The sequence below is a fragment of the Stenotrophomonas maltophilia group sp. vghtpe118 genome (assembly GCF_052605195.1).
In genome coordinates this window covers 4,278,173-4,292,589 of the sequence record NZ_CP199672.1, presented here as the reverse complement: position 1 = coordinate 4,292,589, position 14,417 = coordinate 4,278,173, and the positions used below count along the sequence as shown (strand labels likewise).

Below are 14,417 nucleotides of genomic sequence, written 5' to 3'. Positions count from 1 at the left end.
CCGTGCGCGCAGGCCGCCAATGTCCACGCCGTGTCCGGCCGCGCAGGCGATCGCGCGGCGGTCCGGCGGCTCGCCCACGTGCCAGTCGCCCGTACCGGCCGAATCGACCTGCACCCGCCCGGCCAGCGGCGAGGCATCCAGGCGTGCGCGCAGCGCCCCTTCGGCCATCGGCGAACGGCAGATGTTGCCGAGGCAGACGACCAGCAGCCTCATCGCGCGGCCATCGCCTGCAGCAGCCCCTCGGCGCGCTCCAGGTCCTCGGGCGTATCGATGCCCGGCGGGAACGGCTCGGGCGAGATCGCCACGCTGATCGGGTAGCCCGCTTCCAGCACGCGCAGCTGCTCCAGCGATTCGACCTGCTCCAGCTGGCCCGGCGGCATCGCCGCGAACTGCTGCAGGAAGCCGGCGCGATAGCCATAGATGCCGATGTGGCGCAGCCAGTGGTGGCCGTCCGGCAGCGTGTCGCGGCTGCGTGCGAAGCCGTCGCGGTGCCAGGCGATCGGCGCGCGGCTGAAGTACATCGCCTCGTTGCGCACGTTGCGCACCAGCTTCACGACGTTCGCGTCGAACAGGGTGTGCGCGTCCTCGACGGTCGTGGCGAGAGTCGACATCGGCGCAGTGCCAGCGACCAACGCATCTGCCACCGCGCGAATGCCGGTCGCCGGCGCGAACGGTTCGTCGCCCTGCAGGTTGACCACCACCGTGTCATCGGCCCAGCCGGCAATGCGTGCGCACTCGGCCAGGCGATCGGTGCCCGAGGCATGCGTGGTCGCGGTCATCGCCACCTTCACCTCGGCCAACCCGGACAGTGCATCGGAAATGCGTGGGTCGTCGGTCGCCACCCAGACCTCGCGGGCACCGGCCTGCAGCGCGCGGCGCGCCACATGCAGCACCAGCGGCTCACCGCCCAGCGGGCGCAACGGCTTGCCCGGCAGCCGCGAGGCGGCAAAGCGGGCCGGAATGGCGACGACGAATTCGGTCATGCGGGCGGTTCTCGGCAGGCTCGTTACAACGGGAATGCGGCCAGCGGCGCGTGAATGCAAGCGCCGCGGCGCCGCTCAGTTCGGTCGCAGCTTGTCCAGGCGATCGGTCAGCGCCACCCAGAACGCGGCGGGCAACTCGGCGCGCAGCGGAACCGCGTAGTGCCAGTCGTTGCCGAACGCCCGGCATTTCACCGCATCCTTTTCGGTCATCAGTACCGGCAGCTGGCTGCCGAAGGACAAGTCCTGCGGCTGGTAGGCCTGGTGGTCGGCGAATGCATGCGGCACCACGCCGATCCCGCGCGCGCGCAGCATGTCGAAGAAGCGCTGTGGATGGGCGATGCCGGCCACCGCGTGCACGCGCTGGCCCTTGAAGTACGCCAGCGGGCGCGCGCGGCCACCGGCCAGCGGCTGCGCACTGTCGATGTGCAGGGCCATTGGCCACTGGCCGAAGCCACAGGCCTGCGCCGCAGTCTCCTCATCGGCCTGGCCGAGGTTGACCACGCGGAAATCGCACTCGCTGGCGCGGCTGACCGGCTCGCGCAACGGCCCGGCCGGAATCATCCGGCCATTGCCATAGCGACGCTGGGCATCGACCACTTCGATCTCGATGTCGCGCGCCAGCCGGTAGTGCTGCAAACCGTCGTCGCAGACGATCACATCGCAGCCGGCCTCGATCAGCGCCTTGCCCGCAGCAACCCGATCACTGTCCACGCGCACCGGTACGCCGGTCTTCCAGGCGATCAGCACCGGTTCGTCACCGCCCTTCGCGGTTGGCGTATCGGCCTGCACCCACAGCGGCTTGTCGGCGTCTTCGCGACCATAGCCGCGGCTGGCCACGCCCGGCTTCCAGCCGGCCGCACGCAGGCGTTCGACCAGCGCAATGGTCAGCGGCGTCTTGCCGGTACCGCCAGCCGTGATATTGCCGACCACGATGACCGGCACCGGCAGCGAATGGCGCTTGCGCCAGCCACGGCGATAGGCGCGCCGGCGCAGCGCGGTGACACCTGCGTACAGCGGCGCCAGCAGGCGCATCGCCCACGGAACCGGGGTGCCGTCATACCAGTACGGCGGGGTCTGGGTGCCCTTGCCGGCCATCAGTCCTGCCTTTCGCGGAACTGCATGCTGTGCAGATGCTGGTACAGACCGCCCAGTTCGAGCAGCTCCTTGTGCGTGCCGCGTTCAACGATGCGGCCATGATCCATGACCAGTACCTGGTCGGCATGCTCGATGGTCGACAGCCGGTGCGCAATGACCAGCGTGGTGCGTTCGGGCATCAGGCGCTGCAGCGCGTCCTGCACCAGGCGCTCGGATTCGTTGTCCAGCGCCGCAGTGGCTTCGTCGAGGATCAGGATCGGGGCGTCGCGCAGGATCGCGCGGGCAATGGCCAGGCGCTGGCGCTGGCCACCGGACAGCAGCGCGCCGTTCTCGCCCACCGGCGTCTGCAGCTGCTGCGGCATGCGTGCGATGAACTCCCACGCGTTGGCGGCTTCGGCCGCCGCGCGGATCTGCTCGTCGGTCGCTTCCATGCCATAGGCGATGTTGGCAGCGATGGTGTCATCGAACAGCATGACCTTCTGCCCGACCATTGCCACCTGCCGGCGCAGGTCGGCCAGCGGGTAGTCGTCCAGTGCCACGCCGTCGAGGGTGATGACACCGCCGCTGGGCTCGTAGAAGCGTGGCACCAGCCGGATCAGGCTGGTCTTGCCACTGCCGGAACGGCCGACAATGGCCGTCACCGTGCCTGGCCTGGCAGCGAAGCTGATGTCGTCCAGGGCGATGCCGCTGTCCTCGCGGTAACGCAGCATGACGTGGTCGAACGCCAGTTCGCCCCGCACGCGCTGCACGCGTCGCTGCCCCTGGTCGCGCTCCACTGGCATGTCGAGGATGCCGAACAGGCGCTCGGCAGCGGACACACCGCGCGAAATCGAGGTTTGTACGCTGGTCAGGCGGCGCAGCGATGGAATGATGGCCATCATCGATGTCATCAGGCCCATGAACTGGCCGGCATTGAGCCGGCCGGCCAGGGCTTCGCGGGTCGACACCCAGACGATCACCGCCAGCGCCAGTGCGGCCAGGAACTGCACCACGCTGGAGGCGGCGGCGCGGGTGACCTCGACCTTCATGTTCAGCGCCAGCATGCGGTTGGCCAGGCGCGAGTAGCGCGAGATCTCATGTTGCTGGGTGCCGTGCACCTTCACTTCCTGCTGCGCGGCCAGCGACTGCTCGGCAGTCTGCGCCATGGTGCCCATGCCGTCCTGGATGCCACGGCTGATGCGGCGGTAGCGCTTGCCCACGTAGGACACGATGCCACCGATCAGCGGCACCACCAGCAGCATCGCCAGCGTGACCTTGACACTCATCTGCAGCATCACCGCCAGCATCGCGACGATGGTGAGGGTATCGGCCACCACGGTCTTCAGCGCGTCGGCGCTGGCCTGGGTGACCTGCTCGGTATCGAAGTTCAGGCGGCTGACCATCACCGGCGTCGCTTCGGTATCGAAGTGCGACGACGGCAGGTGCAGGTACTTCTGCAGCACCTGCTCACGCAGGTCGCGGACCACGCTGCGGCCGGTCTTGGCCAGCGTGTAGTCACTGACCCAGGTGGCCACGCTGCGCATCAGGAACAGTCCGAGGATGGTGAGCGGCAGCACCACGGCCGCGCGCGGCTGCGGGTCGACGAAACCTTCGTTGACCAGCGGCTCCATCAGCTTGGTGAAGTGGTAGCCGGCCAGGGCCTCGACCACCATGGCGATGACCGCGCCCACCATGAACACCCAGTAGGTGCGGGTGTAGCCCAGCAGACGTTTGTAGATCGGCCACACCGGCGCGTGATGGGAACTCATGGACGCACCTCTGGCGCAGTTGCAATGGCGATACGACGGAAACCGAGTTGACCGAGCGCGTCCTGCGCGGTCACCACGGCCTGGTAGGGAGTGCGTGCGTCGGCGCGCAGCAGCACGGGCTGGCTGCGGTCACTGCCGGCCACGGACGCGATGGTCTGCTTGACCGACTCGACGTCGCTGCGCAGCACTTCCTGGTCATTGATGAAATAACGGCCTTCGGCGTTGATCAGCACGCTGAGCGAACGCGGCGGCTCGTTGTTGGGCTGCTGGCTGGCGGTAGGCAGCTGCACCTGCAGCGTCGAGCGCGCATCGAAAGTGGTGGTGACCACGAAGAAGATGATCAGCACCAGGATGACGTCGATCAGCGGGACCAGATCGATATGCGGTTCATCCTGGGAGCGGTCATTGCCGATACGCATCGATCAGGCCTTCGCCGCAGCGGCGTTGGCCGGTCGCGCCGGCGCGACCGGGTTCATCACCCCGGGGCGACCGTCGAGCGTGTCCAGCAGGGCACTGGCTTCCTGCTCCATTTCCACCACGTAGCCGTGGATGCGGCCCTTGAAGTAGCGATGGAACATCAGTGCCGGAATGGCCACGATCATGCCCGTGGCGGTGCACACCAGCGCCTTGCCGATACCGCCGGCCAGCTGGTTCACGTCGCCCACCCCATGGTCGAGGATGCCCAGGAACATCTGGATCATGCCGATCACGGTGCCCAGCAGGCCCAGCAGCGGGCCGGCCGAGGCAATGGTGCCCAGCGCGTTGAGGAAACGTTCCATGCGGTGCACCAGGTGGCGGCCGGTGTCCTCGATGCGCTCGCGGATCTGGTCGCGCGGACGATTGCGGGCTTCCAGCGCGGCCGCCAGCAATGCCCCCAGCGGCGAGTTGGCACGCAGGGTCTGCAGGTGCGCCGGGTCAAGCTTGCCGCGTGCGGCCCAGTTGCGCACTTCCTGGCCGAGGCCGGGCGGCAGCACTTCAGTCCGCCGCAGGGACCAGAAACGCTCCAGGATGATCGCCAAAGCCAGTACGCCCAACAGCAGCAGCGGCACCATCGGCCAGCCACCGGCCTTGACCAGTTCCCACACGTTTCAACCCTCCGGCCCAACGGCCGCTTGTTTGATCGGCGATAGGATAACAGCCGACCGCGCCCGCCCAGCGGCATCCCACCACCGGGATGCATGGATACGCTGTTCACGCAGCTGCAGCCCTTGTGCGCCAAGCCATACGCGGATCGCCCCGGACTCCGCAGTGGACACCACCTCGGCTCCCTGCGCCTGCCAGCGCCGGACCACGTCCCGGCGCGGGTGGCCGAAGCGGTTCTGGTGCCCTGCCGAAACCAGCGCCAGCCGGGCTGACACCGCCGCCACCCAGGGCGCGCTGGAGCTGCCGCCGCTGCCATGGTGCGGCACCAGCACCACATCCGCCTTCAGCGCCGCCGGAGACGCCCGCAGCAGCGCCTGTTCGGCCGGGCGGCCGATGTCCCCGGGCAACAGGACCCCACCATGCGCGCTGGCCACGCGCAGCACGCAGCTGTCCTCGTTTCCAGCCCGCTGGCTGCCGGCATCGGGGTGCAGCACCTGGAAGTCGACGCCGTCCCAGCGCCAGCGCAGGCCGCGCTGGCAGCGCCCGGCCCCGGCGATCGCGCTGCCCGGCGGCGCCAACAGGGGCAGCTCCGGCAACTGAAGGCGCAGGCTCGGCAGGTTGCCGGCATGATCGAGATCGTCGTGACTGATCAGCACGCGGTCGGGCCGTGCCTGCCCCAGCGCGCGCAATGACGGAACCAGGACCCGCTCACTGCCCTCACCCCCGATCGGCGGTCCCACGTCGTACCAGAGCGCATGCCGCGCGGTGCGCAGCAACACCGCCGTGCCCTGCCCGACGTCGTGTACCAGCAGTTCCAGCTCCCCCTCGGCCGGCCGCTCGCGCAATGGCCACAGCAGCGGCAGGCACAGCAGGAGGCCAGCCAGCCCGCCCCCGGCACCACGTGGCAGCAGCCACCAGAACACGCCCAGCAGCGCCGCCGGCACTGCCCAGGCCGGTGCCTCGGCCAACCACCACATCGCCTGTGGATGCGCCGCCAGTGGCTGCAGGGCCTGCCAGCTGGTTTCGAACAACCACGCCGCTGCACGCCACGCCCAGCACCCGGCGCCGTCATGCAGCACCTGCAGGGCGGTGCCCAGCAGCGACAAGGGCACCACCAGCAATGTCCACCACGGGATGACCGGCAGGTTCACCAGCGGCCCCAGCCAGGCGGTGCCACCGAACAAAGCGATGCCCAGCGGCAACAGGCCGACGCTGGCCACCCCCTGTGCGGCCAGGAACCCGCGCAGGTTGGCGACCACCCCACGCGGACGTCCCTGCGGCAGGCACCAGACCAGCCACAGGACGCCGCCGAAGCTGAGCCAGAAGCCCGCGGACAGCACTGACAGGGGCGCCGGCAGCAGCAGCGCCAGCGCCGCCAGGGCAAGCCCCTGCACGAGACCCAGTGGGCGCCGCCCGCTACGCGCCAGCGCCACCAGCCCGATCATCAGTGCGGTGCGCACGGTCGGCAATTCACCGCCGGCCAGCACCGCATAGCCCGCTGCGGACAGGGCGGCAGCGCAGGCCGCCGCCTGGGGGCGTGGCCAATGCCGGGCCAGCAGCGGACACAGCCACCACAGCCCTCGGCACAGCAACGCCCCCAGTCCCGCCACCACCCCGACATGGAACCCGGAAATGGCCACCAGATGGGTCAGGCCCAGCGCCCGCAACTGATCCCAATCGGCGTCGGACAGGCCACGCGTATCGCCCAGGGCAAGCGCCTGCACGAAGCGCGCAGCTGGATGGGCCACCTGCGCGGCGATGGCGGCGCTGGTGCGTTCACGCCATGCCGGCAGGCCATGCGCGGCCTGAAGCTCACGCGCGCTAGCCGGCGCCCGCACCGTGCCGTTGCCGGACACGCCGCGCAGCAGCGCATGGCGTTCACCGTCGAAACCACCGGGATTGATCCGCGAACGCGGCGCACGCACGCGCAGGGCCAGATGCCACTGCGCGCCGGCCAGGACCTGATGGCGCCCACGCCCGGCGTCGGTGCCATCAGCGGCACGCCAGGCATCGTTCCACGTGACCTGCAGGCGCTTGCCGCGCAGCGATGGCAGTTCGCTGCTTTCGCTGACCTGCAGCAGGAAGCGGGTGTGCGCGGCTCCATGGTCCGGCAGATCGATGACCCGTCCACTGACCACCACATCCCGTGCTGGCTGGCCTGGCGGTAGCTGTTCCTGCATTGCCCAGTGCCCGTGCATCGCCGTCCATCCGGCGCCCAGCAGCACGACCGCGGGCAGGCGCCCCCGCCAACGCAGGCCCCACCCCGCCATGCCAAGCACGATCATCACCATGCAGCCCCACAGCGGCGGCAGCTGTGGCAGCTGCACGCAGGCCAGCGCCCCCAGTGTCAGCGCCGCAGCGGCGCCACTGCCCAGCAAGGGAGAAGGGGAACGCTCGACGGCCATGGGTCCAGCCTGCCGCTACCGGCGGCAGGTTGCCTATCGGGACTTGCCCCGCAAACGCGTCAGCGCCGGACGCTGCCGCGATGGAAATTGACCCGGAAGCTTGCGCCGCCTCCCGCAGCCTCACCGACACTGACCGAGCCACCGTGGTGCTGCACGATCTCCTTCACCAGGTGCAGGCCCAGGCCACTGCCGCTGCCCGCCGCGCGCAGGCGATGGAACGGCTCGAAGATCGCCTCGCGGTCGCCCACTGGAATGCCCGCGCCCTGATCGCTGACCTCCAGCAAGCCGCGCGCATCCAACCGCACGCAGATGGTGCCACGGCCACCACCATGCACGATCGCGTTGTGCACCAGGTTGGCAATCACCCGCCCCAGCGCCAGACTGTCGCCGTGGATCCACACCGGCGATTCCGGCGCGTCCACTTCGAATCCATAGCCGGCGCCGACCACCAACGGCGCCAGGTCCGCGGCGGCCTCACGCACCAGCAGCGCCAGGTCCAGCTGCTGCAATGCGCCGACATTGCGGTCAAGGCGCTGCAGATCGAGCAGGTGCTCGGCAACATTGCCCAGCCGCGCCACGTCGGTCAGCAACTGCGATTTCAACTCACCCTGTGGCAGCTGCGCCAGGCGCGCCTGCACCACGGCGATCGGCACGCGCAGCTCGTGCGCCGCGTCGGCGAGGAACTTGTCGCGCGCGGCGTAGCCCTGCTGCACCTTGTCGATGGCATCGTTGAACGCTTCCACCAGCGGCGCCACTTCCGTGGAGACCAGCCGCGCATCCAGCCGAGCACCGGGCTGGCCGATGTCCAGTTCCTTGGCCTGCTGCGCAGAACGGCGCACACCGCGCATGGCACGGTGGATCACAGTCGGCATCACCAGCAGGGTGACCACGATCAGTGGCAGGAAGAACCACAGGCCGATCAGGCGCAGCACCATCAGCGCGCCATCCAGCAGCCCGCCCTTGGGCGCGCCACCGACCATCACGGTGATGCGGCGCCCGTCCTCGTTGCGGATCATCACCCGCGCCACGTCCAGGTAAGGGGGCACCAGCGAGCCCAGTTCCGTGGCGCCCACGGTCGGCAGCCGCGCCAGCATCGGCGCGTGGATCGCTGGGATGGTGCCGCGCTCCAGCCACATGCCCTTGTCATCCACCGCGGCGAACCAGAGATTTCCCCCGGCGTTGGCATCGAGCTTGTCCCAGCGCGCCTGGTCCAGCACCAGGCGGCCGCCTTCGCTGTGCACCGCCTTGGCCACCGCCTCGGCAACGAACATGTCCATGCCCCAGGAGTCCTTGTCACCCCAGGTCAGGATCAACGCGACCACCGCGAACAGTACGGTGAAGGCCTGTGCCAGGAACAGGCGCCAAGCCAGGCCAAGGGTGATCGAACGGATCGGACGGGCCATCTCAGGCCTCCGCCAGCAGGTAGCCGACGCCGCGGATCACGTGGATCTCCACCCCCGCCCCGGCCTGCTGCAGCGCTTTGCGCAGCTTGGAGATATGCGCATCGAGCGCATTGGACTGGATCTCATCATCGAACCCGTACACTGCAGCCTCCAGGGCACTGCGGGTCACCGTGCGGCCCTGCCGCATCGCCAACGCCTGCAGCACCAGCACCTGCCGACGTGGCAATGCCAGGGGCTGGCCCTCCACCTGTGCCTGCAGCGATTCGAAATCGAACTCGAGCCGCCCCAGCCGCAGGCTCGGCGTCACCATCGCCGAAGGCCTGCGCGATACCGCGCGGATGCGTGCCATCAGTTCCTCGATCGCCACCGGCTTGACCAGATAGTCATCGGCGCCGACGTCCAGGCCTTCGACCTTGTCCGACAGCGTCCCCTTGGCGGTGAGCATGATCACCGCCAGGTTCGGCCGCAGCGCACGCGCCGACGCGACGAATCCAGCACCATCGCCATCGGGCAACTGTCGATCGAGCAGCAGCAGCTGGTGCACCGGTTCGCGCAACGCGAGCGCGGCCTCGGCCAGGCTGCCGACCACGTCGGCGACCACGCCCTGCCGCTCCAGGCCCGATTGCAGGGCGCGGGACAGATCAGGATCGTCTTCGACCAGGAGGATGCGCATCAGGGACTCGTCAACCGGAAACGCTGCCGATCATAGTGCCTGGGGCATGGTTTTGCGCCCATGCATGCCAGCGGTTGCAGGCGCAATGTTCTGACAATGTTGCCCCTTCAGCATGCGCAGCCATCACCCGCAATGTGGCCGAACGATGCTGTCGCTGCCCCTGACAAGGACCCCCATGGCCTCCGTCTCCCCCACCGCAGAAGCCCACGCGATCCTGCGTGCACCGGACCTGGACAGCGCAGAACGCGCCTATCTGGGACTGATGCCCGACCTTGAACATGTGAATGCACTGGCCCGCCGTGCAGTGAGCCTGTCACGCGTTGCCGACGCGGCACGCGGCTATGCGTTGTCGATGACTCTGGTCGGACTGCGCCTGCAGGAGCTGGAAATGGGCGAGCCAACGGCCAGGGAACATCGCCAGGCCACCCTGCGCAGCCTGCGCCAGGCCTTCAGCGCCTGACAGCACCCGCACAGGCACTGCCGCCGCACCGGCGGCAGCGGGAGTGATCGGGTCAGCAGGACCCGCCACCCGGCAGGCCTGGCGCGGCAGCGTCATTCAGCGCAGCGTGGTCCACGCCAGCAGCGCGCTCAGGATTGCGACCCAGATCACTGCCTTGAACGTGCCTTCCAGCATGTTGCCGCCGAACAGGCGTTCCAGGAGCGGATTGGGCCTGGACACCGGGACGTGATCACTCATGCGGCAGCTCCTTGCAGTAATGGCGCGTTTGCGCAGCAGCGCCGAGTCTACGCCTGCGCGGCCCGGATTCATCGCCATCTGCCTGCCTTTGGCGGCCCAATTCCCGCCTTCGTCGCAGGCCGGCTGCGATGCCCGGCCGACCCTGCCAGCCTGCACGCACTTTCCCGCTGGAGCACCGTGCCATGCCGATGCTTGCCCTGATCCTGCTGTTCTCCAGCCTGTTCGGCGACGGCTGCGGGCCCACCGAGGATGCCCTGCGCAGCCAGATCCTGCGCACCGAGAATCGGCAGGCCATGCATGAAGCGCAGCCCCTTCAGCTCTATCACCTGCGCCAGGACCGCGTGCTGCGGCTGGGCAGCCAGCAATCGCCAGACGACACTGGCGCCAGCCCTCATCCGGCACGGGCCCCGGTACGTGTGGCGCAGCTGTGGGAACGCGTCGACGGCCAGTGGCGCATCCAGCGTTCGATCAGCATTACCCACTGATTTCATGCCAATGAACCGGCACGGATGCAGCTTCGCGGGAACGCCAGGCTCGCCGGAACGAAAAAAGCCGGCCCCGGGGCCGGCTTTCATCGTTTCCACCGCTTCACCGGCAACGCCGGGAGCAGGTGGTGGGCGGTACAGGGTTCGAACCTGTGACCCCTACCATGTCAAGGTAGTGCTCTACCGCTGAGCTAACCGCCCATCTTGTTCTTGCCGCCCGAAGGCTGGCCTTGCTACGTAAAAACCCGGCGCCAGGGCCGGGCTTTGCAGTTCACGACAACCCTCTTCCGAGGGTTTCGTGGTGGGCGGTACAGGGTTCGAACCTGTGACCCCTACCATGTCAAGGTAGTGCTCTACCGCTGAGCTAACCGCCCGTTTTGCTTCTGCATTTCTGCGATTGCGTCGGTGCAGGCCGCGTATATTACGGATGCGGGCCGTGAAGCGCAATACTTTTGTGAAGATGATGCTGCACTGCCACGTTCAGCCCAGGCTGGCTTCCTTCAGCTGCCGGATCTGGTCACGCACCCGTGCGGCATCCTCGAATTCCAGGTCCTTGGCGTGCTGGTACATCTGCTGTTCCAGCGCCTTGAGACGGGTCGCCAGCTGCGCCGGAGACAGCGAACGATAGTCGGCCGCTTCTTCGGCCACACCCGCCCGGCCCTTGCCCTTACCCTTCTTGGCTTCCTTCTCGGCGGCATCCGAACGCGCGCCTTCAAGGACATCGACGATCGGGCGCGCCACCGAGCGCGGCACGATGCCATGTTCTTCGTTGTACTCGACCTGCTTGGCACGGCGCCGGTCGGTCTCATCGATCGCCGCCTGCATCGAGCGGGTGATCTTGTCGGCGTACAGGATCGCCTTGCCGCGCACGTTGCGTGCGGCGCGGCCGATGGTCTGGATCAGCGAGCCGGTGGAGCGCAGGAAGCCTTCCTTGTCGGCATCGAGGATCGCCACCAGCGATACCTCGGGCATGTCCAGGCCCTCGCGCAGCAGGTTGATGCCGACCAGCACGTCGAACTTGCCCAGGCGCAGGTCGCGGATGATCTCCACGCGCTCGACCGTATCCACGTCCGAGTGCAGGTAGCGCACGCGGATACCGTGTTCGGTGAGGTACTCGGTGAGGTTTTCAGCCATGCGCTTGGTCAGCGTGGTGACCAGCACGCGGTCGCCCGCCTTGATGCGCGCGTTGGCCTCGCTCATCAGGTCGTCGACCTGGGTGCCGACCGGCCGGATCTCCACCACCGGGTCGATCAGGCCAGTCGGGCGCACCACCAGTTCGGTGATCTCGTCACCGGCTTCACGCAGTTCATAGGGCCCGGGCGTGGCCGACACGTAGATGCTGCGCGGGCACCGCTCCTCCCATTCCTCGAAGCGCAGCGGGCGGTTGTCCAGCGCCGACGGCAGGCGGAAACCGAACTCAACCAGGGTTTCCTTGCGCGAGCGGTCACCCTTGAACATGGCGCCGATCTGCGGAATGGTCACATGCGATTCGTCGATCACCAGCAGCGCATCCGGCGGCAGGTAGTCGAACAGGGTCGGTGGCGGCTCGCCGGCATTCTTGCCGGTCAGGTGCCGGGAGTAGTTCTCGATGCCGTTGCAGTAACCGACCTCGGCCATCATTTCCAGGTCGAACTGCGTGCGCTGCGCCAGGCGCTGCGCCTCCACCAGCTTGTTCTGCGCGTAGAGCTGCTCCAGCCGCTCCTTCAGCTCTACCTTGATCGTCTCGATCGCCGCCAGCACGCGCTCGCGCGTGGTCGCATAGTGGGTCTTCGGGTAGACCGTGAAGCGCTGCATGTTGCGCAGCGTCTCGCCGGTGAGCGGATCGAACAGGGTGATCTTCTCGACCTCGCCATCGAACAGTTCAAGGCGCAGTGCTTCGCTGTCCGACTCGGCCGGGAACACGTCGATCACTTCGCCGCGCACGCGGAAGGTACCGCGCTGCAGCTCGTACTCATTGCGCGTGTACTGCAGCTGGGTCAGGTGGTTGATCAGGTCGCGCTGGTCGATGCGCTCGCCCTTGGACAGGATCAGGCGCAGTGAAAGGTAGTCTTCCGGCGCACCCAGGCCATAGATCGCGGACACCGTGGCCACCACGATCGCGTCCGGGCGCGACAGCAGGGTCTTGGTCGCGGCCAGCCGCATCTGCTCGATGTGTTCGTTGATCGAACTGTCCTTCTCGATGAAGGTGTCCGACGACGGCACGTAGGCTTCGGGCTGGTAGTAGTCGTAATAGCTGACGAAATACTCCACCGCGTTGTGCGGGAAGAACGCCTTGAATTCGCCATACAGCTGCGCCGCCAGCGTCTTGTTCGGCGCCATGATCAGCGTCGGCTTCTGAATGTTCTGGATGACGTTGGCGATGGTGTAGGTCTTGCCCGAGCCGGTCACGCCCAGCAGGGTCTGCTTGGCGATGCCGGCCTCGAAGTTGCTGGTCAGCTTCGCGATGGCGTTGGGCTGGTCGCCCGCCGGCGAATACGGCGAGACAAGTTCAAAACTGTCGCTCATGGTGTTGCCAGTTCCCGGGAAGGGTGAGTATACGGGGCGAGGAGTGACGGCCGGCTGAGGGGTTGCCGGGCAGACCGCTACGGGGATTCCCGATGGCGGCCGCACAGCCGGGCGCGGAGGCTGGATGCATGCGCACTCACCGCTCTTCCGGTTGCGCCGCGTCGCGCGGCATGCACCTGATCGAAATCCTGGTCGTCACGGCGGTACTGGCCGTGCTGCTGGCCGCCGGCTGGCCCTCGCTGCAGGCGCTGCTGCTGCACCAGCGCGCGGAAGCCACCCGGTTCAGCCTGCAGGCCGCCCTGGCAACGGCACGCACCCAGGCCATCATGCGTCGCGAACTGATCGGCCTCTGCGCCAGCGCGGACGGCCAGCGCTGCGGGGACGACTGGAGCCAGGGCTGGATTGCCTACCGGGCCGCAGGCGCATGGCAGCCCCCATCCACGGCCGATGCCATTGTCCTGCATCAGGGCGGCCGTCCGGACGTCACGATCAATGCCGCCAGCAACAGCGGGCGACCGCAACTCTATTTCCAGCCGGATGGCCGCAGCCCCGGCAGCAACCTGACGCTGCGCGTCTGCGTGAGGGGGCGCGAGCACGCGCGGATCATTGTCAGCAACAGTGGGCGGATGCGTTCGTCCACCACGCGGACTGGACAAGCCTGTTGAAACGACGCCCCTGCGCTCTCAAGCAGGCAACAAAAAAGACCTGCGAAAGTCCGCAAGCCTTTGATGTGTAACGTCTGGCGCCCGAAGTTGGACTCGAACCAACGACCCCCTGATTAACAGTCAAGTGCTCTAACCGGCTGAGCTATTCGGGCGGGGACGCGCATTGTAATCACGTCGAACAGGGAGTGCAACACTCCCGTTCACATGCTTGCATTCTCTGTTTGCGGCAGTGTCACCAGCACTCGGACAGCGTCGTCTTGGCGGTCTTCACGTTGGCCTGGTTGAGCGTCAGGTTTCCACACTTGTCCTTCGCCTGCGCGTTGACCGCGGTGGCGGTGAAGGTGAATGTCGACTGCGCGGTCTGCATGGACAGAGTGTAGGCCGCCGTGCCGCCCTCGCGCGGGGAGTTGATCGAATCGGCGTTGCCCGGGAACTTGAAACCGACATAGGTGTTGTTGACCGTGTGGAAGCGCTCGGCCAACTGTGCGTATTCGACCAGGTCGGCCTTAGCCTGGGCCCGTCGCGACTTGCGCACATGTTCGCTGTAGTTCGGGTAGGCGATCGCGGCGAGGATTGCCACGACCGCCACCACGATCATCAGCTCGATCAGGGTGAAACCGCGGGCCAGGCGACCCGCCGCGAAAGATTGGCGCATTGCACGGGCTCCTGCTGCCG

General features: G+C 67.7%; 15 protein-coding genes and 3 tRNA genes. 3 read left to right on the top strand and 15 right to left on the bottom strand.

What is annotated here, in order from left to right; translation table 11 throughout:
- From ACUDTM_RS19625 to ACUDTM_RS19585, 9 genes are all read right to left on the bottom strand, one after another.
- On the bottom strand, window positions 1-213 hold a 213-nt coding region (locus ACUDTM_RS19625), incomplete at its 3' end, for an arsenate reductase/protein-tyrosine-phosphatase family protein (protein WP_445391460.1).
- Window positions 210-983 carry a 3-deoxy-manno-octulosonate cytidylyltransferase gene (gene kdsB, locus ACUDTM_RS19620; RefSeq protein WP_445391459.1) on the bottom strand — a complete coding sequence of 258 codons (774 nt, stop codon included), beginning with the start codon at window positions 981-983 and terminating at the stop codon, window positions 210-212. The genes kdsB and ACUDTM_RS19625, both read right to left, overlap by 4 nt.
- 75 nt (window positions 984-1,058) lie before the next feature.
- The gene (lpxK, locus tag ACUDTM_RS19615; RefSeq protein WP_072166738.1) at window positions 1,059-2,078 is read right to left on the bottom strand and encodes a tetraacyldisaccharide 4'-kinase; all 1,020 of its coding nucleotides are present in this window, start codon (window positions 2,076-2,078) and stop codon (window positions 1,059-1,061) included.
- Entirely contained in the window at window positions 2,078-3,826 is a 1,749-nt protein-coding gene (gene msbA, locus ACUDTM_RS19610; protein WP_445391458.1) for a lipid A export permease/ATP-binding protein MsbA, read from the bottom strand. The genes lpxK and msbA overlap by 1 nt, the downstream gene beginning before the upstream one ends.
- Window positions 3,823-4,245, bottom strand: coding sequence for an ExbD/TolR family protein (locus tag ACUDTM_RS19605; protein ID WP_005415977.1), 423 nt, complete (start codon window positions 4,243-4,245; stop codon window positions 3,823-3,825). The genes msbA and ACUDTM_RS19605 overlap by 4 nt, the downstream gene beginning before the upstream one ends.
- Window positions 4,246-4,248: 3 nt before the next feature.
- Window positions 4,249-4,911, bottom strand: coding sequence for a MotA/TolQ/ExbB proton channel family protein (locus tag ACUDTM_RS19600; RefSeq protein ID WP_061478482.1), 663 nt, complete (start codon window positions 4,909-4,911; stop codon window positions 4,249-4,251).
- A gap of 3 nt (window positions 4,912-4,914) precedes the next feature.
- Complete coding sequence (locus ACUDTM_RS19595; RefSeq protein WP_227837358.1) at window positions 4,915-7,314, bottom strand: DNA internalization-related competence protein ComEC/Rec2; 2,400 nt, start codon at window positions 7,312-7,314, stop codon at window positions 4,915-4,917.
- Between the two features lie 59 nt (window positions 7,315-7,373).
- Window positions 7,374-8,717: a sensor histidine kinase gene (locus tag ACUDTM_RS19590; protein WP_072166740.1), complete on the bottom strand. Its 1,344-nt coding sequence runs from the start codon at window positions 8,715-8,717 to the stop codon at window positions 7,374-7,376.
- Window position 8,718: 1 nt separating this feature from the next.
- Window positions 8,719-9,390 carry a response regulator transcription factor gene (locus tag ACUDTM_RS19585; RefSeq protein ID WP_049415866.1) on the bottom strand — a complete coding sequence of 224 codons (672 nt, stop codon included), beginning with the start codon at window positions 9,388-9,390 and terminating at the stop codon, window positions 8,719-8,721.
- Between the two features lie 175 nt (window positions 9,391-9,565).
- Between ACUDTM_RS19585 and ACUDTM_RS19580 the strand changes: the two genes are divergently transcribed.
- A complete protein-coding gene (locus ACUDTM_RS19580) occupies window positions 9,566-9,850 on the top strand; it encodes a hypothetical protein (RefSeq protein ID WP_111007592.1) in 285 nt (94 codons plus the stop codon).
- Between the two features lie 96 nt (window positions 9,851-9,946).
- Here ACUDTM_RS19580 and ACUDTM_RS19575 read toward each other — a convergent pair whose 3' ends face one another.
- Window positions 9,947-10,087 carry a hypothetical protein gene (locus tag ACUDTM_RS19575; RefSeq protein WP_005415970.1) on the bottom strand — a complete coding sequence of 47 codons (141 nt, stop codon included), beginning with the start codon at window positions 10,085-10,087 and terminating at the stop codon, window positions 9,947-9,949.
- A 182-nt stretch (window positions 10,088-10,269) separates the two neighbouring features.
- On the opposite strand from ACUDTM_RS19575, the gene ACUDTM_RS19570 reads away from it, so the two are divergent.
- On the top strand, window positions 10,270-10,572 hold the full coding sequence (locus tag ACUDTM_RS19570; RefSeq protein ID WP_088497720.1) for a hypothetical protein: 303 nt from the start codon (window positions 10,270-10,272) through the stop codon (window positions 10,570-10,572).
- A gap of 126 nt (window positions 10,573-10,698) precedes the next feature.
- Here ACUDTM_RS19570 and ACUDTM_RS19565 read toward each other — a convergent pair.
- The 3 genes from ACUDTM_RS19565 to uvrB form a co-directional block, all read right to left on the bottom strand.
- Window positions 10,699-10,773, bottom strand: a tRNA-Val gene (locus tag ACUDTM_RS19565).
- Between the two features lie 98 nt (window positions 10,774-10,871).
- Window positions 10,872-10,946: transfer RNA gene (locus tag ACUDTM_RS19560), tRNA-Val, on the bottom strand.
- 106 nt (window positions 10,947-11,052) lie between these two features.
- Window positions 11,053-13,077, bottom strand: a complete 2,025-nt coding sequence (gene uvrB, locus ACUDTM_RS19555; protein WP_072166743.1) for an excinuclease ABC subunit UvrB — start codon at window positions 13,075-13,077, stop codon at window positions 11,053-11,055.
- Window positions 13,078-13,169: 92 nt separating this feature from the next.
- Between uvrB and ACUDTM_RS19550 the strand changes: the two genes are divergently transcribed.
- Entirely contained in the window at window positions 13,170-13,742 is a 573-nt protein-coding gene (locus ACUDTM_RS19550; RefSeq protein WP_306341169.1) for a GspH/FimT family pseudopilin, read from the top strand.
- Window positions 13,743-13,817: 75 nt separating this feature from the next.
- On the opposite strand, the gene ACUDTM_RS19545 is transcribed toward ACUDTM_RS19550, so the two are convergent.
- Window positions 13,818-13,894 (bottom strand) — tRNA-Asn (locus ACUDTM_RS19545).
- A gap of 80 nt (window positions 13,895-13,974) precedes the next feature.
- Window positions 13,975-14,397, bottom strand: a complete 423-nt coding sequence (locus ACUDTM_RS19540) for a type IV pilin protein (protein ID WP_061478489.1) — start codon at window positions 14,395-14,397, stop codon at window positions 13,975-13,977.
- Window positions 14,398-14,417 lie beyond the last annotated feature (20 nt).

Coding starts and splice junctions, on each gene's coding strand:
- kdsB (WP_445391459.1), bottom strand. CDS start 983: ATGACCGAATTCGTCGTCGCCATTCCGGCCCGCTTTGCCGCCTCGCGG.
- lpxK (WP_072166738.1), bottom strand. CDS start 2,078: ATGGCCGGCAAGGGCACCCAGACCCCGCCGTACTGGTATGACGGCACC.
- msbA (WP_445391458.1), bottom strand. CDS start 3,826: ATGAGTTCCCATCACGCGCCGGTGTGGCCGATCTACAAACGTCTGCTG.
- ACUDTM_RS19605 (WP_005415977.1), bottom strand. CDS start 4,245: ATGCGTATCGGCAATGACCGCTCCCAGGATGAACCGCATATCGATCTG.
- ACUDTM_RS19595 (WP_227837358.1), bottom strand. CDS start 7,314: ATGGCCGTCGAGCGTTCCCCTTCTCCCTTGCTGGGCAGTGGCGCCGCT.
- ACUDTM_RS19590 (WP_072166740.1), bottom strand. CDS start 8,717: ATGGCCCGTCCGATCCGTTCGATCACCCTTGGCCTGGCTTGGCGCCTG.
- ACUDTM_RS19585 (WP_049415866.1), bottom strand. CDS start 9,390: ATGCGCATCCTCCTGGTCGAAGACGATCCTGATCTGTCCCGCGCCCTG.
- ACUDTM_RS19580 (WP_111007592.1), top strand. CDS start 9,566: ATGGCCTCCGTCTCCCCCACCGCAGAAGCCCACGCGATCCTGCGTGCA.
- ACUDTM_RS19575 (WP_005415970.1), bottom strand. CDS start 10,087: ATGAGTGATCACGTCCCGGTGTCCAGGCCCAATCCGCTCCTGGAACGC.
- ACUDTM_RS19570 (WP_088497720.1), top strand. CDS start 10,270: ATGCCGATGCTTGCCCTGATCCTGCTGTTCTCCAGCCTGTTCGGCGAC.
- uvrB (WP_072166743.1), bottom strand. CDS start 13,077: ATGAGCGACAGTTTTGAACTTGTCTCGCCGTATTCGCCGGCGGGCGAC.
- ACUDTM_RS19550 (WP_306341169.1), top strand. CDS start 13,170: ATGGCGGCCGCACAGCCGGGCGCGGAGGCTGGATGCATGCGCACTCAC.
- ACUDTM_RS19540 (WP_061478489.1), bottom strand. CDS start 14,397: ATGCGCCAATCTTTCGCGGCGGGTCGCCTGGCCCGCGGTTTCACCCTG.